At 44.3% G+C, this 20624-nt stretch carries 20 protein-coding genes and 6 tRNA genes; 21 read left to right on the top strand and 5 right to left on the bottom strand.

Translation table 11 applies throughout. The features are described from left to right. The first annotated feature begins 53 nt into the window (after positions 1–53). The gene (locus tag H8706_RS02420) at positions 54–2330 is read left to right on the top strand and encodes a GH36-type glycosyl hydrolase domain-containing protein (RefSeq protein ID WP_262431361.1); all 2277 of its coding nucleotides are present in this window, start codon (positions 54–56) and stop codon (positions 2328–2330) included. A 46-nt stretch (positions 2331–2376) separates the two neighbouring features. Here the strand turns inward: H8706_RS02420 and H8706_RS02415 are convergent, their stop codons facing one another. From H8706_RS02415 to H8706_RS02405, 3 genes are read right to left on the bottom strand one after another with little or no spacing between them, the layout of a single operon-like run. Then, on the bottom strand, positions 2377–2835 hold the full coding sequence (locus H8706_RS02415; RefSeq protein WP_178348332.1) for a hypothetical protein: 459 nt from the start codon (positions 2833–2835) through the stop codon (positions 2377–2379). A 14-nt stretch (positions 2836–2849) separates the two neighbouring features. Beyond that, positions 2850–3143 carry a hypothetical protein gene (locus H8706_RS02410; RefSeq protein ID WP_262431360.1) on the bottom strand — a complete coding sequence of 98 codons (294 nt, stop codon included), beginning with the start codon at positions 3141–3143 and terminating at the stop codon, positions 2850–2852. Between the two features lie 12 nt (positions 3144–3155). Next, positions 3156–3425: a hypothetical protein gene (locus H8706_RS02405; protein WP_262431359.1), complete on the bottom strand. Its 270-nt coding sequence runs from the start codon at positions 3423–3425 to the stop codon at positions 3156–3158. A 177-nt stretch (positions 3426–3602) separates the two neighbouring features. Between H8706_RS02405 and H8706_RS02400 the strand changes: the two genes are divergently transcribed. The 14 genes from H8706_RS02400 to H8706_RS02335 all read left to right on the top strand — a co-directional run bounded on the left by H8706_RS02400 (position 3603) and on the right by H8706_RS02335 (position 11493). Beyond that, positions 3603–4823: a peptidoglycan DD-metalloendopeptidase family protein gene (locus tag H8706_RS02400; protein ID WP_262431358.1), complete on the top strand. Its 1221-nt coding sequence runs from the start codon at positions 3603–3605 to the stop codon at positions 4821–4823. 102 nt (positions 4824–4925) lie between these two features. Further along, positions 4926–5975, top strand: coding sequence for an ATPase (locus tag H8706_RS02395; protein ID WP_262431357.1), 1050 nt, complete (start codon positions 4926–4928; stop codon positions 5973–5975). Between the two features lie 58 nt (positions 5976–6033). Beyond that, a complete protein-coding gene (tyrS, locus tag H8706_RS02390) occupies positions 6034–7260 on the top strand; it encodes a tyrosine--tRNA ligase (protein WP_262431356.1) in 1227 nt (408 codons plus the stop codon). Between the two features lie 24 nt (positions 7261–7284). Beyond that, on the top strand, positions 7285–7626 hold the full coding sequence (locus H8706_RS02385) for a hypothetical protein (protein ID WP_262431355.1): 342 nt from the start codon (positions 7285–7287) through the stop codon (positions 7624–7626). 19 nt (positions 7627–7645) lie between these two features. After that, positions 7646–8080 carry an ATP-binding protein gene (locus tag H8706_RS02380; protein WP_178348325.1) on the top strand — a complete coding sequence of 145 codons (435 nt, stop codon included), beginning with the start codon at positions 7646–7648 and terminating at the stop codon, positions 8078–8080. A gap of 25 nt (positions 8081–8105) precedes the next feature. Beyond that, a complete protein-coding gene (locus H8706_RS02375; protein ID WP_262431354.1) occupies positions 8106–9383 on the top strand; it encodes a [Fe-Fe] hydrogenase large subunit C-terminal domain-containing protein in 1278 nt (425 codons plus the stop codon). A gap of 12 nt (positions 9384–9395) precedes the next feature. Next, positions 9396–9722, top strand: a complete 327-nt coding sequence (locus H8706_RS02370; RefSeq protein ID WP_178348323.1) for an AraC family transcriptional regulator — start codon at positions 9396–9398, stop codon at positions 9720–9722. Positions 9723–9758: 36 nt separating this feature from the next. Then, positions 9759–10643 (top strand): Hsp33 family molecular chaperone HslO, encoded by an 885-nt coding sequence (hslO, locus tag H8706_RS02365; protein ID WP_262431353.1) that lies wholly within the window; start codon positions 9759–9761, stop codon positions 10641–10643. A gap of 160 nt (positions 10644–10803) precedes the next feature. Further along, positions 10804–10879, top strand: a tRNA-Val gene (locus H8706_RS02360). 14 nt (positions 10880–10893) lie between these two features. Next, positions 10894–10970: transfer RNA gene (locus tag H8706_RS02355), tRNA-Asp, on the top strand. Positions 10971–11050: 80 nt separating this feature from the next. Beyond that, positions 11051–11126 (top strand) — tRNA-Phe (locus H8706_RS02350). Between the two features lie 28 nt (positions 11127–11154). Continuing rightward, positions 11155–11229: transfer RNA gene (locus H8706_RS02345), tRNA-Gly, on the top strand. A 41-nt stretch (positions 11230–11270) separates the two neighbouring features. After that, positions 11271–11344 (top strand) — tRNA-Cys (locus tag H8706_RS02340). Positions 11345–11416: 72 nt separating this feature from the next. After that, a tRNA-Ile gene (locus tag H8706_RS02335) sits at positions 11417–11493 on the top strand. 565 nt (positions 11494–12058) lie between these two features. On the opposite strand, the gene H8706_RS02330 is transcribed toward H8706_RS02335, so the two are convergent. Together H8706_RS02330 and H8706_RS02325 are read right to left on the bottom strand one after the other, a co-directional pair. Continuing rightward, complete coding sequence (locus H8706_RS02330) at positions 12059–12301, bottom strand: recombinase family protein (RefSeq protein WP_262431471.1); 243 nt, start codon at positions 12299–12301, stop codon at positions 12059–12061. 105 nt (positions 12302–12406) lie between these two features. Next, positions 12407–13213, bottom strand: a complete 807-nt coding sequence (locus H8706_RS02325) for a helix-turn-helix domain-containing protein (RefSeq protein ID WP_262431352.1) — start codon at positions 13211–13213, stop codon at positions 12407–12409. Between the two features lie 125 nt (positions 13214–13338). On the opposite strand from H8706_RS02325, the gene H8706_RS02320 reads away from it, so the two are divergent. The 6 genes from H8706_RS02320 to H8706_RS02295 are packed head-to-tail and all read left to right on the top strand — an operon-like array spanning position 13339 to position 20548. Then, positions 13339–14640, top strand: coding sequence for a Gfo/Idh/MocA family protein (locus H8706_RS02320; RefSeq protein WP_262431351.1), 1302 nt, complete (start codon positions 13339–13341; stop codon positions 14638–14640). Further along, entirely contained in the window at positions 14633–15427 is a 795-nt protein-coding gene (locus H8706_RS02315; protein WP_262431350.1) for a TIM barrel protein, read from the top strand. Before H8706_RS02320 ends, H8706_RS02315 begins: the two co-directional genes overlap by 8 nt. Next, positions 15424–16494 carry a Gfo/Idh/MocA family protein gene (locus H8706_RS02310; RefSeq protein ID WP_262431349.1) on the top strand — a complete coding sequence of 357 codons (1071 nt, stop codon included), beginning with the start codon at positions 15424–15426 and terminating at the stop codon, positions 16492–16494. Before H8706_RS02315 ends, H8706_RS02310 begins: the two co-directional genes overlap by 4 nt. Next, a complete protein-coding gene (locus H8706_RS02305; RefSeq protein WP_262431348.1) occupies positions 16491–17591 on the top strand; it encodes a Gfo/Idh/MocA family protein in 1101 nt (366 codons plus the stop codon). Before H8706_RS02310 ends, H8706_RS02305 begins: the two co-directional genes overlap by 4 nt. Further along, positions 17584–18351, top strand: coding sequence for a glycyl-radical enzyme activating protein (locus H8706_RS02300; RefSeq protein WP_262431347.1), 768 nt, complete (start codon positions 17584–17586; stop codon positions 18349–18351). Before H8706_RS02305 ends, H8706_RS02300 begins: the two co-directional genes overlap by 8 nt. Continuing rightward, positions 18335–20548, top strand: coding sequence for a pyruvate formate lyase family protein (locus tag H8706_RS02295; protein ID WP_262431346.1), 2214 nt, complete (start codon positions 18335–18337; stop codon positions 20546–20548). Before H8706_RS02300 ends, H8706_RS02295 begins: the two co-directional genes overlap by 17 nt. Positions 20549–20624: the final 76 nt, after the last annotated feature.

Genomic DNA, 20624 nt, shown 5'->3' with positions numbered 1-20624 from the left:
TTTTGTGCGTCGGTGTATAATTGAAAAAGATAAGTATTAGAGGAGAGATAAAAATGGGCGTACTTGACACGCGTTCGTATTTTCCCGACTGCCGATTTAACGAGCTTGGCGACGAGGATTATTTTAATAAAGACAAAACCTTCGGTCACTTTGCAGACGGCGGTTCGGCATATGTTATCACCGACAGAAACACTCCGCGTCCGTGGCTCCAGTTTTTGTGCAACGACAAAATCGTAAGCTGTGTATCCAACACGGGAGTCGGATATTTAAAGCATATCAGTGGTGAAATTATAACGAAATACTGGGAGAAAAAGGGAAATTATCTTACCAGGCTTCCCAACGGAAAGCGCAGATTTTACATATTAAAAGACGGCGTAAAAACCGAATTTTTTGAAAATGCCGAAAACTTTTCTATGACGGTGCGCCCGGGTTTGGTTGAATACAAGGGCGAAATAAGCGGTATAAAAACCGAAATTCTGATGTTTGTTCCCGACAAAATTCCGTGCGAATGTCAAAGGGTTACGCTTGTTGCCGATGCTGACTGCGAGATTGAAATTTTCGCGTCAACAGAGTGGGGATTTTATATGCAGGGCATTGAAAAAGCACCGCTCAAAACGGAAATTTCGGTTGAAAACGGCGTTGCAAAAACGTCCGAAAGAGGCATAACTGCGGTATTCTCGGCACTCGGTGCGGATAAGATTGATGTAAATCGATACACCGAAATTCTGCCCAATGAGAGCGAAGGACATCTTGCCGAAATCAGCGCGGTTAAAACCGTAAAGCTTGAAAAAGGCAAAAAATACGAATGGTATATTGTTTCGGGCGCGTGCGACGAGGACGGCGAGGCTGAAAACGTTTTAAAATGCCTTGACAAGGCGGTTTTTGACGCGGAATTTGAAAACATCAAAAACAAGTGGGACAGCGCGGTAAAACGCAATTTCTGCCGTTTGCCGAACAAAAATCTTGAATATTTTATAAATTACTGGCTTAAAAACAATATGTTTTTAACTTACCGATACGACCGTGCGGAAAGGTTTATCGGCGTGCGCGACAGTTTGCAGGATTCGTGGGGATACTGCCTTGTAAATCCCGACAAGGCACGCGAAAAAATGCTCATCACGCTCGGGCATATGCTCCCCGACGGAAGATTTCCGCGCCGTTTCAGCAGGTTCGGATTAGAGAATGATATGGCGGATTTCTGCGACCAGCCGACGTGGGCGCCCGAGGCGGTAAACACGTACATACGCGAAACGGGAGATTTTGATATTTTAAACCGCGAATTGCCGTTTCTTGACAGCGACGAAACAGCGACGCTTGAAGAACATATTTTCCGTTCACTCGATTATCTTTATTATTCACGCGGTAAAAACGGGCTTATTCTTATGCGCGACGGCGACTGGCTGGACGGACTTTCGGGCTTGAACAAGTTCGGCGCGGACGCGACAAGCGCGTGGGTGACCGTTGCCGCATTTAACGCGCAAAACATTATGGCGCGCCTTTACGAACGCGTGGGAATGACCGAAAAAGCGGAGCTTATGCGAAAGCGCTCGGCTGAATATAAGGAGATTTTCAATAAAATTGCGTGGGACGGAAACTGGTTTGTATATGCGTTTTTCGAGGACGGCGAGCCGGTGGGCGGTTCACAAAATCTTGAGGGAAAAATTTATCTCAATCCGCAGACGTGGGCGATTTTCTCGGGTATTGTTGACGATCCCGACAGAATAAAAAGAATTAAAAAATCAATTTACCGATATTTGCAGACGCCGTTCGGACCGCTTTTAAATTATCCGCCCTATGTTTTGTACGGCGACAGATGCGGACGTATTTACCGCCAGTTCCCCGGCACGTTTGCAAACTCGGCGGTATATAATCACGGCGCGGCATTTAAGGTGTTTGCAGACGTTAAACTCGGCGACTACGAGGAGGCGCTCGACACGCTTATGCGCGCACTGCCGAACCACCCCGACAATTCGGATATGTGCAGAACGAGCGAACCGTACGCGGTTGGAAATGTTTATTACGGCCCCAATCACCGCCGTTTCGGTATGAATTTGTTTTCGTGGTACACCGCGACGCCGTCGTGGCTTATGCACGGCGCGTTTGAGCAGATTTTGGGCGTTTATGCCGACTATGACGGTTTAAAACTTACTCCGCACGTTTCGGACGATTGGAACGAATACAGCGTCAGAAAGGTTTACCGAAACACGGTTTATAACATTGAATTTAAGCGCACCGACGGCGAAAAAGGAATTTGGCTTGACGATGAAAAAATCGAAGGCGACACCGTTATGTCAAACAAAAAAGAATGTAATGTTGTTGTGAAATTTTAAAATAAAACCGCACAGACGGATTTTTCCGTTTGTGCGGTTTTTAGTTTTATGTAAGACCTTCAAGGAAGACTATCGCTATAATCACAAGCAAAAGCGTGTCGTTTGTGCCGTCGTGCAAAAGCAAAAGCGCAATGCCGAGAAGAATTATATCGTCAACGGCAAAGTTTTGGAAAATCCCGTCCAAAATTCCGTTTGAACAGGCTTGAACAGGCGTACAGCACGGATTTTGCACACTTTCGCATACGTCGGTGTGATTTTCACATTCGCAGTTATCGTGCCTGCATTTGCAGTCGTCTTTACATTCTTTTTTGCACTCAAATTCGTGCTTTTCGTCTTTGCATTTGCATTTTTCATTGCGGTGATTATCCTTGCATAAGTTATCCTTTTTTTGCGGTTCACATTCGCACGCTCCCGTAAAATCCGAAATATCATCACAGAAATTCTCGGCAATTTCCATCTTTCGGTCGTAAATTTTGGGATAGCCGTCGTAGAATTGTCGTGCCATAAAATTTCAACTCCTTACAAATCCTTGAAAAGCTCGGTCATCTGCGTGAGTTTAAGCATTTTTATCGCCTTGTCGATATGCTGTGCGCGCGTCGTGTTCATATACGGCTTTAACGCGTACAAGAGGTTGATCTTCGGGTCGGACCTGTCGTTCATTTTGCTTGCAATCTGTGAAATTTTGCGCGTCATTTCAAGGTCGTCGCCGCTTGGCGCACCGGTGCTCTGCGCGCCCGACATCATTTGAGAAATTTGGCTCATCGCGTCGGGATTTTTTAAAATTTCGCTTATTTTATCGCCGATGTTATCCATAATCTCACTTCCTTATTTTAACAGATTTTTTAAAATATTCGGATTCTCCGAAAGTATTTTCACAAGCTCGGTTTGGTTAATCGAATTAAGCTTGTCGACAAACTGCGAAATGCCGAGTGCATTGAGCTTTGCGGCAATTTCCGCTTTGTTCATCTTGGCAATTTTGTTTATAATTTCGCCCTCGGACGCATTGTTTATGTTGTTTATTGCCCTTCTGCCGGCTTCCGAATTAAGCACATTTTTTAAAATCTGCTCCGCATTATTATAGCTATTATTGTTCAACAGAGTATTCCTCCCATTTTTGAAATTTAGTATATTATATGCGGTGTGTGAAAAAAAGTTAAAAATTTTTATAAAAAAAGAGGAATTTAACAATTTGCGTAGAATTGTAACAAGTATGTAACAATTTTTTAATACTTTTTTAAAGGAGATGTGATTTTGGACACCGGTAATAATTATATGAAAAAAATTAAAAACGCTTGCAAAAGAATTTATAAAAAATATCATTCGATAAATATAAAGGTAAGAAAAACCGTTAATTTTGCGGTCGGAATATGCGTTATTGCGATGCTTTTCAATATGGAGTTTTCGCTTGTTTACGGCGTTGTGTTAAGCGGTACGGAGGTCGGCTGTGTTTCGCAGAAAAGCGCGGTCACGGAGGTTATAAACAAGATAAACGAAAAATATGCGCCGTATTATTCAAATCTTGACGCGATTGATGTTATGCCCGTTTATTCGCTTAAATTTGTGAGAAGGAGCGACATCACACCGGAGGATACACTTTGCGAAAACATCAAAAAAGCGTCGGGTACAATGACGAAACAGACTGTTATTGAGGTTGACGGCAACGCGCTTGCGGGAGTTTTGAACGAGGCGGAGGCGGAAAAGGCAATAGAAATATGCAAGTCGCGCTTTACCGACGAAAATACAGCGGAATGTGAGATTGCCGGAAATGTTGAAATTAAAGAAGAATACGCGCCGTCGTCGCTCCTTACGGGTGCAGAGGTTGCCGCGGAGAGAATGCTCGGCGGACGCTATTTTGAGCCCGTAAAAGTCGCGACGGTTGAATATGAAACTTATGAAAACGAAATTGCCTACGGCACCGAGCGCGTCGAAAACGGCGAGCTTTACGAGGGAAACACCACCGTTGAAGTGAAAGGCGAAAACGGCAAAGAGGTTGTCAAACGCAAAATAGAAAAAATCAACGGCAGTATAAAAAGCAACAGCGAAATTTCAAAAACCGTCGAAAAAGCGCCGACAAACGAGGTGCTTATGGTCGGCACAAAAGAAAAGCCGTCGGGCGTGGGTACGGGCAGTTTTGCCGTTCCGTACAACGGAAACATTACGTCGCGTTACGGCCAGCGCTCAATGGGAAATCACAAGGGCGTTGACATTGTGGGCCCCACGGGTTCGCCGATTTATGCGTCGGACGACGGTGTGGTGACGTATGCCGATTTTGAAAACGGCGGTTACGGAAATATTGTAAAAATTGACCATCAGAACGGATACGAAACTTATTATGCGCATTGCAGCGAAATTCTGGTCAAAAAAGGCGACGTTGTAAAGAAAGGCGACCTTATCGCAAAGGTGGGCAATACAGGCAGAAGCACCGGTTCGCACCTTCATTTTGAAATCCGCAAAAACGGCGAAACGCAAAATCCGCTCGACTACATAGACTGATAAAATCATAGAAATTCAAAATTTAAGTCACGTTTTATATTATTTGCGAATAGTATTAAACGTGGCTTTTTTGACGCCAAATTTTGATTTGAGGGTGATTTTATGTCGAATGAAAAGCATTTTTACCTCGGAGCAAACACGCCGTACGGATTTTTTTCGTATTACGACAGCATAGTGTCACAGCAGGAGGCGAGGAAAATTTACTGTATAAAGGGCGGACCCGGAACGGGAAAATCGTCTTTTATGCGCAAAATTGCCGACAAAATTTTGCCGCTCGGCTATGATGTTGAATTTATTCACTGCTCGTCGGACGACGATTCTTTGGACGGAATTTATGTAAGACGTTTGAAAATCGCCTTGCTCGACGGCACGTCGCCGCACATTGTAGACCCGAAAAATCCCGGTGCGGTGGATAAAATCATAAACCTCGGCGAATTTTGGGACGAAGAAAAAATGTGCGCCGAGCGTCAGGGCATAATCGACACAAACCGCGAAATAGGCGAAACCTTTGCGCGCGCGTATAAATATCTTGCGGCGGCGAAAGCGTTCGGCGACGATATGACGGTGATTAACGAAAAACTCTGCGACAGATACGAGCGCAATTTATACGTTGACAAAATCATAAACGACGAACTTTCGCACCTTTGCATTTGCCCCGTGACGGGAAACGAGCGGAAACTTTTTGCGTCTGCAATAACGCCGTCGGGATTAAAATTCCGACCCGAAACGCTTTTTGACGGATACAGGGTTAAAATACTGCGCGGATACACGGGAAATGTGCTCAGCGAAATATCGGACGCGGCGGCAAAAAGGGGACTCGACACCGAAAAATTTTACTGCGTGACCGAGCCTGCAAAAAAATGCGAGCATCTTTTAATTCCGCATCTTAAGCTTGCATTTTGCACCGATAACGAATTTCACAATTATTCAAACGGCGAAGTTTACGAATTTTCCAAAAAAGACGGTTACAGGGAAGAGTATGCATACGATATGCAGATGTATAAAAACCTTTTGAACAAAACGGTTGAAACGCTTTCTCACGCAAAAAAACTGCACGACGATTTGGAGAAATTCTACATTCCGAATATGAATTTTAAAAAGATTATGTCGCTTTGTGAAAAAACTATAAAACAAATACTTGAAATGGCATAAATTTTGTGTTAAAATTAAAATAATATATTTTTACTTTATATACGAAAGGATAAGATTGATGAAAAATGTTTACGACGTGCTTGCCGAAAGAGGACTTATAGCACAGACCACCCACGAAAAAGAAATAAGGGAACTTCTTGCAAATGAAAAGGTTACTTTTTATATAGGCTTCGACCCGACTGCGGACAGTCTTCACGTAGGACACTTTCTGCAGATGGTTGTTATGCGCCATTTGCAGGATTACGGTCACCGTCCCATTGCCCTTGTAGGCGGCGGCACGGGTACAATCGGCGACCCGTCGGGAAGATCCGATATGCGTCAGATGATGACTATGGAAACCATCAACCACAACTGCGAATGTTTCAAAAAACAGCTTTCCTCCATTGTTGATTTCTCGGACGGAAAGGCTATTATGGTTAACAACGCAGACTGGCTTTTAGACCTTAACTATATTGATTTTATGCGCGATATAGGTTCGTGCTTCTCGGTTAACAAAATGCTTACCGCGGAGTGCTATAAGCAAAGGCTTGAAAAAGGTCTTACATTCCTTGAGTTTAACTATATGCTTATGCAGAGCTACGACTTTTTGATGCTCAACAGAAAGTACGGCTGTAAAATTGAACTGGGAGGTGACGACCAGTGGAGCAATATTATCGGCGGTATTGAACTTTGCCGAAGAAAAGACCAGAAACAGGTTTACGGTATGACGTTTACCCTTCTTTCAAACAGCGAGGGCAAAAAGATGGGTAAAACCCAAAAAGGCGCGCTGTGGCTCGACCCCGAGAAAACATCGCCGTACGAATTTTATCAGTACTGGAGAAATGTTGACGATGCCGATGTTATCAAGTGCTTAAAGCTTATTACGTTTGTTCCTATGGAGGAAATAAACGAAATGGCAAAATGGGAGGGTCAGCAGCTTAACGAGGCTAAAAGACGTCTTGCATATGAGGTTACAAAGCTTGTTCACGGAGAGGAAGAGGCTAAAAAAGCGCAGAGCGCGGCGGAGGCTGTGTTCGGCGGAGGAAGCGACAATTCCAATATGCCCACAACCGCCATCACAAAGGACGAGGCTAAAGAAATAAACATTCTCGACCTTATGCTTAAAGCAGGTCTTATTCCGTCAAAGGGCGAGGGCAGACGTCTTGTTCAGCAGGGCGGTGTTTCGGTGAACGGAAACAAGGTTTCCGACATTGCGCAAAACATCTGCGAGAGCGACTATGAGGATGGCTGTGTGATTATCAAAAAAGGTAAAAAAGTATTCCATAAAATTGTAATCGAAGGATAAATTCTTTTTCGGAGGTAGGGTGCAATGAGGCTTGAAACTGTAAAAGAGGTTTTAAACGCAAGGGTGCTTTGCGAGGGCGAGGGACTTGACACCGAGGTGCTTTCAGCGTGCGGGTGCGACCTTATGAGCGACGTTTTGGCGTTTGTCAAAAATCAGGCAATGCTTCTTACGGGACTTGTGAATTTACAGGTTGTGCGAACCGCTGAAATGATGGATATGAAAGCCATTGTATTCGTAAGAGGAAAAATGCCGGGCGGCGATATAACAGAGCTTGCGCGCGAGATGAAAATTGCGGTAATGTCTACGGATTTACCGCTTTATATGGCGTGCGGAAAGCTTTATGACGCAGGACTTCACAACGACTGATAACGAACGGAGAAAAATTATGGCTGAAAATAATATTTCTGTAAGGTTTGATGTTGACGCGAGTGATTTTTCCGCGGCGGGCGAGGCGTCCACGAAACTTAAAAAAATGCTTCGTCAGCTAAGTGTCGACCCCGAGGTTATAAGAAAAGTCGCGGTTGCGATGTATGAGGGCGAAATCAATATGGTCATTCACGCGAACGGCGGTCATATTGATGTTGAAATAACTCCCGAATACATAAAAATGATTTTGGCGGACAACGGCCCCGGCATTGCGGATATTTCGCTTGCAATGAAAGAGGGATATTCCACCGCCGCCGATTCGGTGCGCGAGCTTGGCTTCGGTGCCGGTATGGGACTTCCGAATATGAAAAAATACACCGACGAAATGCACATCACTACCGAACTCGGCAAAGGCACTACCATTGAAATGCTTGTTAAAAATAACGCTTGTTAAATTTGCCTGATAAGAAGGTGCGAAAATGGATAACATCATTCATTCCGTTACTCTCGACAAGGAAAAATGCAAGGGCTGTACCAAGTGTATTCAGCTTTGCCCCACTCAAGCTATACGAGTGCGGAACGGAAAAGCAAGAATTATCAAAGAAAAATGTATCGACTGCGGAGAATGTATAAACGTCTGTCCGTATCACGCAAAAAAAGGCGTGACGGATAAATTTGAAATTATAAATAGTTTTAAGTATAAAATCGCACTGCCTGCGCCCGCGTTTTACGGGCAGTTTAAAAAGGTTGAAAACATCAATGCCGTGCTGAACGCTTTGGTTAAGGCAGGCTTTGACGATGTTTTCGAGGTTGCGTATGCGGCGCAGATTATAACGCGCGAAACCAAAAAGCTTATTGCGTCTGGCGAGCTTTTAAAGCCGACGATAAGCTCGGCTTGCCCTGCGGTGGTTAAGCTTATCAGCATAAGATTTCCCAATCTTTTGCCGAACATTATTCCCATCATTTCGCCCATGGCGCTTGCAGGACGGCTTGCAAAAAAGCTTGCGTCCGAAAAAACGGGTCTTTCGGAGGACGAAATAGGCACGTTTTTCATAAGTCCTTGCGCGGCAAAGGCTACCGACGCAAAATATCCGTGCGGTGTTGACAAAAGCTATGTTGACGGCGTTTTTTCGGTGAGCGACGTTTACCGAAAGGTGCTTCCGTTTATATCGAAGAAAGAGGATATTGAAAACCTCTCAAAAGCCGATTTCAAAGGCGTATGCTGGGCAAATTCTGGCGGTGAGGTGTCTGCGCTTGACCGCGAAAACGTCATTGCGGTGGACGGAATACATAACGTTGTAAATATTTTGGAGGAAATCGAAAACGACAAGCTTTCGGACATTGAATATGCCGAAATGCTGGCTTGCACGGGCGGTTGTGTGGGCGGTCCGCTCACAGTTGAAAACAGTTTTGTGGCGCAGACCAAGATTAGAAAACTTGCAAAAACTCTGCCCGAAAGAAAAATTTCCGACGATGAAACCGACGTTATGATGAACGCGCCCATTCCGCACAACAAGGCGCTCGGTCTTGACGACGATATGGTTGCGGCGATGGAAAAAATGAAACGTATGATGGAAATTACCGACACGCTTCCCGGACTTGACTGCGGTTCGTGCGGTGCGCCCACTTGCCGTGCTTTGGCAGAGGATATTGTGCGCGGATATGCAGCAAAAAGCGCGTGTATTTATAATCTCAAGGCAAAAATTCTGGAGCTTGCCGAGGGAATTGAAGAATTTAACCGTAACAACAAAAGTTAAGGGTGAGTTTATATGAACACTTTGGAACTTGAAAAAAAGCTTAATTTAAAATGCCTTACCGAAAACAATGCCGAAAAAGAGGTTTCGGGGTGCTATATCAGCGACCTTTTGAGCCTTGCAATGGGCAGAGTGGGCGAAAAAAACGTCTGGATAACCGTTCAGACAAACGTTAATATCGTAGCGATTGCCGTGCTCACCGAGGCGTCGTGCGTTGTTGTGCCCGAAAATATCGAGGTAGGCGCTGACGTTATAAAAAAGGCAAAAGACGAAGATGTGATAATTTTTTCCGCCGATGATACCGCATATGAGCTTGCGGTTAAAATCGGTGCTTTGGAATAAATTAAACAGAATTTACGGAGGTTCAGCATAGAAAATATGAAAGATTATATAGTAAGAGCTGCCGCAAAAGACGGCAGTGTGCGTGCATTTTGCGCGGTAACAACAAATCTTGTAAACGAGGCGCAGAAAATCCATTCGCTTTATCCCGTTGCGTCCGCGGCGCTTGGCAGACTCCTGACAGCGTCGGCAATGATGGGTGCAATGCTTAAATCGGAGGACGATTTGCTCACCCTTCAGATTACCGGCAACGGCCCTATCGGCAGGGTTCTTGCAACTGCTGACTGTCATTCAAACGTCAAGGGATATGTCGGCAACCCGGCGGTTGATTTGCCGAAAAATGCCCAGGGAAAGCTTGACGTCGGCGGTGCTGTCGGCACGGACGGATTTTTGACGGTCATAAGAGATTTCGGCTTAAAAGAGCCGTACGTCGGCAAAGTTCCGCTGGTTTCGGGCGAAATAGGCGACGATTTGACGTCGTACTTTGCAGTTTCCGAGCAAATTCCGTCGGTGGTAGGTCTCGGTGTGCTTGTTGACGTTGACATCAGCATAAAGGCGGCAGGCGGTTTTATTGTGCAGGTTATGCCCGAGGCGACCGATGAAACAATTACAAAACTTGAGGAGAATGTAAAAAAAATCACTTCGGTTACGAAAATGCTGGAGGATAATATGACGCCCGAGGATATTTTAAAATGTGCGCTTGACGGCATTGATTTTGACATCACCGATACGCTCGATACAAAGTATTATTGCAACTGCAGCCGTGAGAGGGTTGAAAAAGCACTCGTTTCCGTCGGAAAAGATGAACTTGAAGATATAATTAAAAACGATAAAAAAGCGGAAATTAAATGTCATTTTTGCGACAAAGTTTATAATTTTGATGAAAACGACCTTAAAATTCTGCTTAATAAAGCCAAAAAATAAGTTTTTGAAAAATTTTGAAGTTTTTTTAAAAAAAGTATTGACAAATGCAAAACTATAAGGTATAATATTGATTGTTGTTCGGGGTGATTGGTAAAGCCGATAACAAAGCGGTTTTTCGTCATCTGTGGGGTTTCTCACTTAAACGTCGGCAAAGAGTTTTGGGTGGTTAGCTCAGCTGGGAGAGCGTCTGCCTTACAAGCAGAGGGTCACAGGTTCGAGCCCTGTACCGCCCACCAAACTCACTTTATTTGGCCCGGTAGTTCAGTTGGTTAGAATGCCAGCCTGTCACGCTGGAGGTCGAGGGTTCGAGCCCCTTCCGGGTCGCCATTTTTTACTTTTATATTTTGTGCATATGATGTTGGTAATTATGTAGATGCCTTTAGGGGATATTTTTAGCAACTCAATTTGCCTCTGTAGCTCAGTAGGTAGAGCAGGGGACTGAAAATCCCCGTGTCGGTGGTTCGATTCCGCCCGGAGGCACCATAGCTTTGATTTAAACAAAGCTATACACGCGGGAGTGGCTCAGTGGTAGAGCGTCACCTTGCCAAGGTGAACGTCGCGAGTTCGAATCTCGTCTTCCGCTCCATTTTACAAAAGACGCACGTTGTGATGCGTCTTTTGATTTATGGCGCCATAGCCAAGAGGTAAGGCAGAGGTCTGCAACACCTTCACCACCAGTTCAAATCTGGTTGGCGCCTCCAAACGCTTTGCGGTGTCTGAATTTTTTCGGACGCCGCAAAACAAATTTTCAAATAGTTTTAATTCAAATATTCGGGCCTTTAGCTCAGTTGGTTAGAGCAACCGGCTCATAACCGGTTGGTCCGGGGTTCGAGTCCCTGAAGGCCCACCAAACATTTTAATATCCGAACACCTATTTTTCTACGGGCTTGCCCTGTGTCAAATAGTACGGTTGTAACGGATATGAAAGCACCGAGGAACATTCTCCCCGGTGCTTTTGCTATTCATAGAATTTGCCTGACCGCCTGTGCGATGAGCTTTGACAGTACGGCACATTCTATGTTACATAAATCGGAATATGCTGAAACGCTCAAATCTGCCCTTTCAGCGGTATATGCCAAAGTCATAAACAAGGCTGCGAATAGGCCCTGCAAGCTCTGATTGATTACTATGCGTAATGACATTGCTGTCGGACTTTAAGACCTCAATGGTGAAGTGCGGAGCTGTGTCCGTTACCTCAAACCCGAACACTTTCAGCCATACTCCGAGATAATGTTTGATTTTCCCGTGATTTCCGATAACAGAGACCTTTATCATTCTTTGAACGCTGCGGCTCTGTCAAGAATAACAAGGGTGCGGAGCATATTGTCATCTAACATCAGCTTGCCCTCGTCTTCTCCTTTTAGGCAGCCTTGATTTTTGAGTTCTCTTACAGCTTTTAGCAAAGTAACGATATTTCATGCGAACCTCGATACGGATTTTGTTATCACCAGGTCGATTTTACCGCTGCGGCAATCCGCAAATAACTGTTGGAAGCCCGACCGACTATCCTTTGTTCCTGTCAGAACTTCATCAGAGTACACCCCAACATATTCCAAATCACCATGTGATTGTATGTATTCACTGTAATAACTCACCTGTGCGGAAAGCGAATGCGGCATAGCATTATTTCCGCTTGAAACACGGGCATAACCTTGCAGGCAGGCGCGCTTTGCTGTATCGGATACAGCGGTAAAAATTGAAAAGTAAACTTAAAACGGCTGTTTATACAAAACAGCCGTTTTGCTTTGTTTTATCTGATATTTTTATCCCGAAATAAACGATTTCGGGGTGGTATTCATAAACTTTGCAAACAGTTTATAAAAATAGCACACGTCGGGAATATTCACCGCCTCCGCCGCCTCGGCGACACTGTATTCTCCGCCGCCGAGAAGGTCGCACGCCTTTTTTATGCGAAGATAATTCCGATAGGTTATAGGAGACATATTTTTATACTTTTTAAAAAGTCTGCGGAAATTTCCCTCGCTCGTACTGCACATTTCTGCAAGGTTGCCGACCGAAATATCCTGCAAATAATTGTTTTCCAAAAAAATAATTCCTTTATAAATCATTTGGTGCTTTTGCTTTGTATAACGGCGCAGAACATCGTTGTCCAGACTGTACAAAATCTTATACAATTCCGACAAAACTTCAAGTTTATATCCAATCGAACCGCGGAGCCAAATATCGTATGCGTTTTTAAACATTTTAAGATAGTATCCGTTTTTGTCGGTTGCGGCAATGCAGATTTTATCAGGCAGACGCAGAAGTTTGTCACTCATTTGGAAATTTATCGAAATATATTCGCCGGTTTCGCCGGCGGGCCATTCCGATTTGTATGTAATATCGTTCGGCAGATAGACAATGCTTCCGGCAGGCGCGGGGAGTTCTTTTTTTGTGCCCTTGTCAAAAATAATAAGCCCGTTTACGACATAAAAAAAGCGCGAGAACGGTTTGTCGTTTTTTGTGCACACAAACGTATCGGGCGTTTGCACCTTGCTCGAAAAAACGCCGAAATTATGCGTTAACGTGTCGTTTGCAACAGGAATTTCAATAAAAAAATCACTGCTCATTTTATCTGCCTCCGTTTTATATTGTGTTCATATTCTACAATAAAAAGCGTGTTTTGTCAATAGAAATTTGCGCTTGTTTGGGTTATAATGATGTTAAATTATACAATGATAAGGAGTTGGATTTTATGAAAATCGGTATTGTCGGACTTGGATATTTTTCCGATGATTTTGTAAGGCTATTTAATATTCATCCTGATGTGGAGGAAGTTGTTGTTGCAGACCTTGATGAAAGACGTGTTAAGGCATCTATGGAAAAGCACCATTTAAAGCGCGGTTTCAGCTCGTTTGAGGAAATGCTCGAGAAGGCGCCCGACCTTGACTGCATAGGAATTTACACACAGCGCCATCTTCACGGACCTATGATTGTAAAGGCAATGAAAATGGGCAAAAACGTTATCAGCGCTGTGCCGATAGGCTGTTCGGTTGAAGAAATAGAAGAAATAATCAAATTGTCAAAAGAAACGGGCAAAATTTATATGATGGCTGAAACGTGCTATTATTATCCGTGCGCGATATTCTGCCGTGAAAAATACAAAACGGGCGAAATGGGCAGGTTTGTGTACGGCGAGTCACAGTATTATCACGATATTTGCGAAATGTACCTCGATTTTCAGCACACGGGCGGCCCGAACTGGCGCAGAGTTGCAGGTATTCCGCCGATGTTCTATCCCACGCATTCGATTTCTATGCTTTTCTCGGCGATAAATGAGCACGCGCTTAAGGTTTCGTGTATGGGCTACCGCGACAATCACGAGGACAACATCTACGGCGAGGACAAAAACAACTGGCAGAACCCGTTCTCCAACGAAACGGCACTGTTCCAGATGTCGGGCGGAGGAATTGCGCGTATCAATGAATTCAGACGCGTCGGAATTAACAAGCCGTCATCTTACATAACCTGTATGTACGGCGAAAAAGCGGCATATGAGTGTTCGGTTACAAATCATTCTTACCAAATCGGTGTTGCGAGCGGAAAAGAGCCGTACATTGAGGACGTCGGAAATCTTGTAAACACAATCGCGTACAACGAAGATTTGAAAAATGGCAAGATTGATATGAACCGCGACCCCATATCGACAAAATATATTGTGGGATTTGCGGCTATCCAAGACAGAAGCAGACTTCCCAAAACGTTCAGAAACAATCCGAAGTTTGCGCATTACAACACGCATCCGTTCCTTGTTGATGATTTTGTAAGAGCGGCAACGACGGGAAAACTTCCCCCGAATAATGCATGGGACGCGGCAAGATATATGATTCCGGGACTTATTGCACACGAATCCGCGTTAAAAGGCGGTGTGCTTCTTGACATTCCCGACTTTGGCGCGGCGCCCGAGAACTGGGAAAAAATCACCTACGATTTAAAAGACAGTTATGAAGATACAAGCAGATTTTACGAGGTTGCGAAAGGATATTTAGATGTATAATCAATCATTCGGAAAATTAAAAATAAGCTGTTGTATTGATATGATGTTTTCGCACCTTGATTTTTATGACAGAATAGGCGCGGTTAAAAAATGCGGAATCGACACGGTTGAATTTTGGAAGTGGACGAACAAGGACATTGACAAGGTTAAAAATATGCTTGACGAAAACGGTATGAAGCTTTCAATTTTCAACATTGACTGCACCGACGAAAATCTGTCGTATGATTTGTCGCGCGGAATATTAAACGCAGGCAGAGCGGACGAATTTTTGTCCGCGCTTAATGAGAGCATACCCGTATATAAAAAGCTCGGCGCGTCGGCTATGATTGTTTTAATCGGCGAAAATGCGCCGTACTGCGAGGAAAACGTGTTAAAATGCTTAAACACCGCAAAGCCGATTTGCGAAAAGGAAAACGTTACGCTGATAATCGAACCGCTCAACGACATTGACCGAAAAAACTATTCAATGCCGTATGCAAAGCCGGTTTTTGAGCTTTTGAGAAATGTGAACAGTCCGAATATAAAAATGCTTTATGACATTTATCATCAGAATATGATGGGCGATTTCAATATCGACGAGGTTAAGGAAAATATAGATTTAATCGGGCATTTTCACGTTGCCGACTCTCCAGGCAGGCACGAACCCGGCACGGGGAACGTTGACTATGTAAATATTCTTAAAGAAATCGGCAAAACGGATTATAACGGATATATCGGTCTTGAATACCGTGCAACCAAAAACGACGGCGAAACATTCGGATTTTTAAAGGAGGCGGATTTACTGTGATTAAGGTTTGCATAATAAGCTGCGGAATGATTGCAAATTCCGCGCACATACCTGCATACAGAACCTTCGGCAACGACTTTTTCATATCGGCAGTGTCGGATATTAACGAAAATTCCGCGCGCGAAACCGCAAAACGCCACGGCATACCGAATTTTTACGTAAACGCCGAGGAAATGCTGGAAAAGGAAAAACCCGACCTTGTTTCGGTGTGCGTCCCGAACTGTTTTCATAAAGAATACACAATTACGGCGCTTAACGCAAAAGCAAACGTTTTGTGTGAAAAACCGCTTGCGTTCAGGGTTTCCGACGCAAAAGAAATGTTTGATACCGCAAAAAGAAACGGCAAAATTCTTATGGCTTGCCAGAGTATGCGCTTTACGCCCGACCGTCTTGCGGCAAAAGAATACATAGACAAAAACGGACTAGGCAACATTTATTACGGTGATTTTTCGCGCATAAGGCGCAGAGGTATTCCGTATTGGGGAACGTTCCATATGAAAAAGATAAGCTGCGGGGGCGCATTTGTCGACATCGGCGTGCATATGCTGGACGCGCTTTTGTGGCTTATGGGAAATCCCGAAATCGAGTCGGTAAACGGCACGGTTATGCAAAATCACAAAAACGAACTCGGTTCGCTTACATCAAGCGGTGCGCTCACGGGAAACGTTGACAGTATAAGAAAATTCAATCCCGATGAAATGGACGTTGAGGATTTTTCGTGTGGAACTCTTAAATTCAAAAACGGCGCAAACGTAAGTTTTAAAGTTGCATGGGCGGCAAATATGCCCGAAAGCTCGGACATTCGTCTTGTGGGCGACAGGGCAGGGATAGATTTGCCGAGCGGAAAAATTTATTTCGGCGGGGACGGCGAAGAAATTCTCAAAACAGAAAAGCTTATCTACAATTCGCCGTTTGCGGGGCATATTTACATTGCAGATAATCTGCGCAAGGTTATAAAAGGCGAAGCTGAACCGATTGTCAAACCCGAAGAAACCATAAACACGGCAAGAATAATTGAAATGTTCTATAAATCTGCGGAAATTAAAAGAGAGGTGTATGCAGAGTGAAATTGAAAGCGGTAATAATAGGATTTTCGCATATGCACGTAAACGAGGTTGCGCTCTACATAAGCGAGCAGGAGGATTTTGAACTTGTCGGTGCGGCAGATGTAAAGTCGAGTGTTGATGATATTCCGCCCCTGCGCTACACCCCGAAGTGGAACCTTGAAAATGTGCGCGAAAACTACTGCAAAAACATTTATGACGACTATAAACAGATGCTCGACGAGTTAAAACCCGACATTGCGTTTATCCTCACCGAAAACTGCCAAAAACCCGAGGTTGTTGAGGAATGTGCAAAACGCGGTGTTAACGTGTCGATAGAAAAGCCCATTGCGGTAAGATATGACGAGGCGAAAAAAATTGAAAAAAGCGTTGAAAAATACGGCATTGAGGCGGTTGTAAACTGGCCCGTTGCGTACAGACCGTATTTATACAAGCTTAAAAATGTGCTGGACAGCGGTGTTATAGGAAAACCAATAAAGCTTCGCTACATCAACGGTCATACGGGTCCGCTCGGAAAGGGAGCAAAGCACAGGGGCGTGTCGTCAAAGGCGGAGGAAATGACAGATGTTCAGCGCGGGAAAACCTGGTGGCATCATCTTTCGCACGGAGGCGGTGTGTTTTTGGATATTGCCTGCTACGGCTGTTATTTTTCCGACTGGTTTTTCGGCAAAGGAAAATCGGTAATTTCGTGCGGTGAAAATTTAAACACCCCGTTCGGCGATACAGAGGATAATTTTGCCGCGGTGATAAAATACGACGGCGCTATGTCGGTTGTCGAGGGCACGTGGACGACTCCGCGCGCGGTTATTCCGTCGGGTCCTATGGTGCTTTGCACCGACGGTGTTGTTATGTGTACGGGCGGTGCGGAAAATTCACCCGATGTAAAAGCATTTGACATTTACGGAAACGAACTTGAAATTCCCGGCGCGGATTTAAGCGCGGAATTTAAGAATATGCCCGAAATGTATGCGCATCACAAAAAAACGGGTGAGGACGTTTTCAAAATGCTTACTCTTTCGGAAAATATGAAAATTATGACTATGCTGGACGCGGTGATAAAATCGTCAAAGAGCGGAAAAGAGGAAAAAATTTGTGATTAAAGGTTTGATTGCGGATATTCAAAGAGCGTCAATTCACGACGGGGACGGCGTGCGGACAACCGTATTTTTCAAAGGCTGTCCGCTTTCGTGCAAGTGGTGTCACAATCCCGAATGTATAAGCTTTGAAAAAGAGATTTTATACTATCCCGAAAAATGTATTCATTGCGGAATGTGTGACAAAGGCTGTTTTTCGGGCGCAAGAGTTGTGTGCGGAAAAAGTATGACCGCGGACGAAGTTTTGTCCGAAATTATGCTTGATGTGCCGTATTACGGCGACACAGGCGGTGTCACTTTTTCGGGCGGAGAACCCTTTGCGCAAGGAAAGTTTTTAAACGCGTGCATAGATAAATGCAAAGAAAACGGCATAAACTGCGCCGTTGAAACCTCGCTTATGTATTTTGACGAAGAAATTTTTAAAAAGCTTGATTTTGTTATGGCAGATTTAAAAATTTGGAACAGTGATTTGCACAAAAAATATACGGGTGCCGGAAATGAAAAGATTATAGAAAACTTTGAAAATCTTAATAAACTCAATATTCCGATTATCGCAAGGACTCCCGTTATACCCGAAATAAATCAGGGGATTGATAAAATATCCGCATTTTTAAAAACCTTATCAAATGTGAGAAAATATGAACTTTTGCCGTATCATCCGCTGGGAAATTCAAAGCGGAAAGCGCTCGGACAAAAAGCCGACGGTTTTAGCGTTCCGTCAAAAGAATATATGAAGGAGCTTGAAAAATATGCTTACGTACGCTGACAGATTAAAAGCAATGCGCGAAACGAAAATCCGTCACACGCTTGAAAAGAAAAAACAGAACGGTTATACCGACCTCGACGATTTCGGCACTGTACCGATTACCGAAGGGTATGAGGTAAAACCTTGGTACAACAGCTCAAACGGCAGTTTTTACGGCTATGACGGTATGTGTGAAAACTTTTGCCGTGTTATAAATGCGCACGAGCCGTATGTTGACCCTATGGAAATGCTTTGCGGAAGATGGCGTGATATGCTGGTGAATTACAGGGGTGACGTTCATTATCTTCCGGATTGGCTTAAGAAAAAGCCCAAAATTATGGAGCTTATGTCATCGTCAACCGACCAGTGGAGCAAAAGGTGGGACGAACAGCGTTTTCCGTATGACGAATTAAAACCGTTGCAGGAAAAGTATAATATTCAGACGGGAATTGACGGCGACGCACATTTCGCGTGCGACTACCGCATAGGCTTTAAGCTCGGTTTCGGCGGATTTTTGGAAAAGATAGAAAAATACAGAAAAGTAAATCCCGATAAAAAAGATTTTTATGACGCGGAGGAAAAATGCGTCCGCGCAATAATCGCATTTGTTGACCGTCATATTAAGAAAATCAAAGAAATGATACCGAATGAAAACCGCGCGGAGATTAAAGAAAACCTTGAAACAATGCAAAAAACGTGTGAAAATATCCGTCTTAATGCGCCGAAAACGTTCAGAGAGGCTTGCCAGTGGACTGCATTTTTCAACTGTGCGTCAAGAATTTACACCCGTGACGGCGCAGGCTTTCAGCTTGACACACTGCTTTTGCCGTATTACGAAAACGATGTCAAAAACGGCATTTTGGATGACGAAACGGCAAAGTTTTTAATTGCAAATCTGCTTTTAATCGACCCGCATTATTATCAGATTTCGGGCGTTGACGAGAACGATAAGGATATGACAAATCACCTTTCATATCTCATTCTTGACGCTGCCGACAGTATTGACATTGCGTGCAATTTAACCGTGCGCGTACACGAAAACTGCGACAGAAATTTTCTTAAAAAAGCGGTTTATTATCTTCTCAAAAACAAGAACGGCTGGCCGAGATTCTGCAATGACAAGGCGCTTTGCGAGGGATATATGAAAAACGGCGTTGACAAAAAAACCGCGCGTGAACGCATTGCGGTCGGGTGCAACTGGATGTGCGTTCCGGGCAAGGAATTTCCTATGAACGACACCGTAAAAATTAACATTGCAAAGGTTTTTGAGGTTGCGTTAAACGAGATGAGAAACGAAAAGGAAAAATCGTGCAAGCGCCTTTTTGAAATTTACGAGAAACATCTTAAAATTGCAATCGACACCACCGCAAAGGGAATAAATCTGCACCTTGACCACCAGTGGGAGGTAACACCCGAGCTGATTATGAACCTTATGATGGAAAATTCGATTGAGTACGGCGAGGACATATCAAAGTGCGCAAAGCTTTACACAATCGGCGTTGACGGCGCAGGACTTGCGGTTGTTGCAGACTCATTCGGGGCAATGCAGACGAGAATTGAGGAGGAAAAAATCCTTACTTGGGACGGGCTTTACAGGGCTCTTGATGATAACTTTGCAAACGAGCGAACGCGTCTTATATTAAACTCCGCGCCGAAATACTGTCAGGGAAACACGGTATCGGACAAATGGGCAGTGGCGCTTACAAAATCGTGGGTTAAAAACATACGCGCGCAAAAAATGCCAAACGGCAGACAGCTTGTTCCGGGCTGGTTTTCGTGGGCGAGAACCATTGAATACGGCTCAAAGGTGGGCGCAACTCCAAACGGCAGAAGATGCGGCGAACCGATTTCGCACGGCGCAAATCCCAATCCGCATTTCAGACAGGACGGTGCACCGACCGCGCAGTCGAACGGAATTGCGTCGGTGCAGTGCGGATACGGAAACACCGCGCCTTTGCAGATTGAGTTTGACCCTCACGTTTCGGCGGACGAAAAGGGCGTTGATACCGTTCTTTCGCTTATTGAGGGGCATTTCAAACAGGGCGGTACGCTTATAAACATAAACGTTCTCGACGGCGAAAAACTTATGAAAGCGAACGAAAACCCCGACGAATATCCCGATTTGGTTGTTCGTGTAACGGGTTTTACCGCGTATTTTGCCAGTCTTTCGCCCGAGTTCCGTCAGCTTGTTGTGGACAGATTTTTGGACAATATGTAAACAAAAATACACAGAACAAGAGCGTGTTCTGTGTATTTTTCTTATATTGACATTAACCGATATGTGCTATATAATT

It is taken from the genome of Qingrenia yutianensis (assembly GCF_014385105.1).
Classification (GTDB): domain Bacteria; phylum Bacillota; class Clostridia; order UMGS1810; family UMGS1810; genus Qingrenia; species Qingrenia yutianensis.
The sequence above is the reverse complement of the archived record's forward strand: the minus strand, read 5'-3'. Positions and strand labels throughout refer to the sequence as shown.

What these genes read in the sequence shown, in the direction of transcription:
- H8706_RS02420 (WP_262431361.1), top strand. Translation starts at nt 54, where the DNA reads ATGGGCGTACTTGACACGCGTTCGTATTTTCCCGACTGCCGATTTAAC.
- H8706_RS02415 (WP_178348332.1), bottom strand. Translation starts at nt 2,835, where the DNA reads ATGGCACGACAATTCTACGACGGCTATCCCAAAATTTACGACCGAAAG.
- H8706_RS02410 (WP_262431360.1), bottom strand. Translation starts at nt 3,143, where the DNA reads ATGGATAACATCGGCGATAAAATAAGCGAAATTTTAAAAAATCCCGAC.
- H8706_RS02400 (WP_262431358.1), top strand. Translation starts at nt 3,603, where the DNA reads ATGAAAAAAATTAAAAACGCTTGCAAAAGAATTTATAAAAAATATCAT.
- H8706_RS02395 (WP_262431357.1), top strand. Translation starts at nt 4,926, where the DNA reads ATGTCGAATGAAAAGCATTTTTACCTCGGAGCAAACACGCCGTACGGA.
- tyrS (WP_262431356.1), top strand. Translation starts at nt 6,034, where the DNA reads ATGAAAAATGTTTACGACGTGCTTGCCGAAAGAGGACTTATAGCACAG.
- H8706_RS02385 (WP_262431355.1), top strand. Translation starts at nt 7,285, where the DNA reads ATGAGGCTTGAAACTGTAAAAGAGGTTTTAAACGCAAGGGTGCTTTGC.
- H8706_RS02380 (WP_178348325.1), top strand. Translation starts at nt 7,646, where the DNA reads ATGGCTGAAAATAATATTTCTGTAAGGTTTGATGTTGACGCGAGTGAT.
- H8706_RS02375 (WP_262431354.1), top strand. Translation starts at nt 8,106, where the DNA reads ATGGATAACATCATTCATTCCGTTACTCTCGACAAGGAAAAATGCAAG.
- H8706_RS02370 (WP_178348323.1), top strand. Translation starts at nt 9,396, where the DNA reads ATGAACACTTTGGAACTTGAAAAAAAGCTTAATTTAAAATGCCTTACC.
- hslO (WP_262431353.1), top strand. Translation starts at nt 9,759, where the DNA reads ATGAAAGATTATATAGTAAGAGCTGCCGCAAAAGACGGCAGTGTGCGT.
- H8706_RS02325 (WP_262431352.1), bottom strand. Translation starts at nt 13,213, where the DNA reads ATGAGCAGTGATTTTTTTATTGAAATTCCTGTTGCAAACGACACGTTA.
- H8706_RS02320 (WP_262431351.1), top strand. Translation starts at nt 13,339, where the DNA reads ATGAAAATCGGTATTGTCGGACTTGGATATTTTTCCGATGATTTTGTA.
- H8706_RS02315 (WP_262431350.1), top strand. Translation starts at nt 14,633, where the DNA reads ATGTATAATCAATCATTCGGAAAATTAAAAATAAGCTGTTGTATTGAT.
- H8706_RS02295 (WP_262431346.1), top strand. Translation starts at nt 18,335, where the DNA reads ATGCTTACGTACGCTGACAGATTAAAAGCAATGCGCGAAACGAAAATC.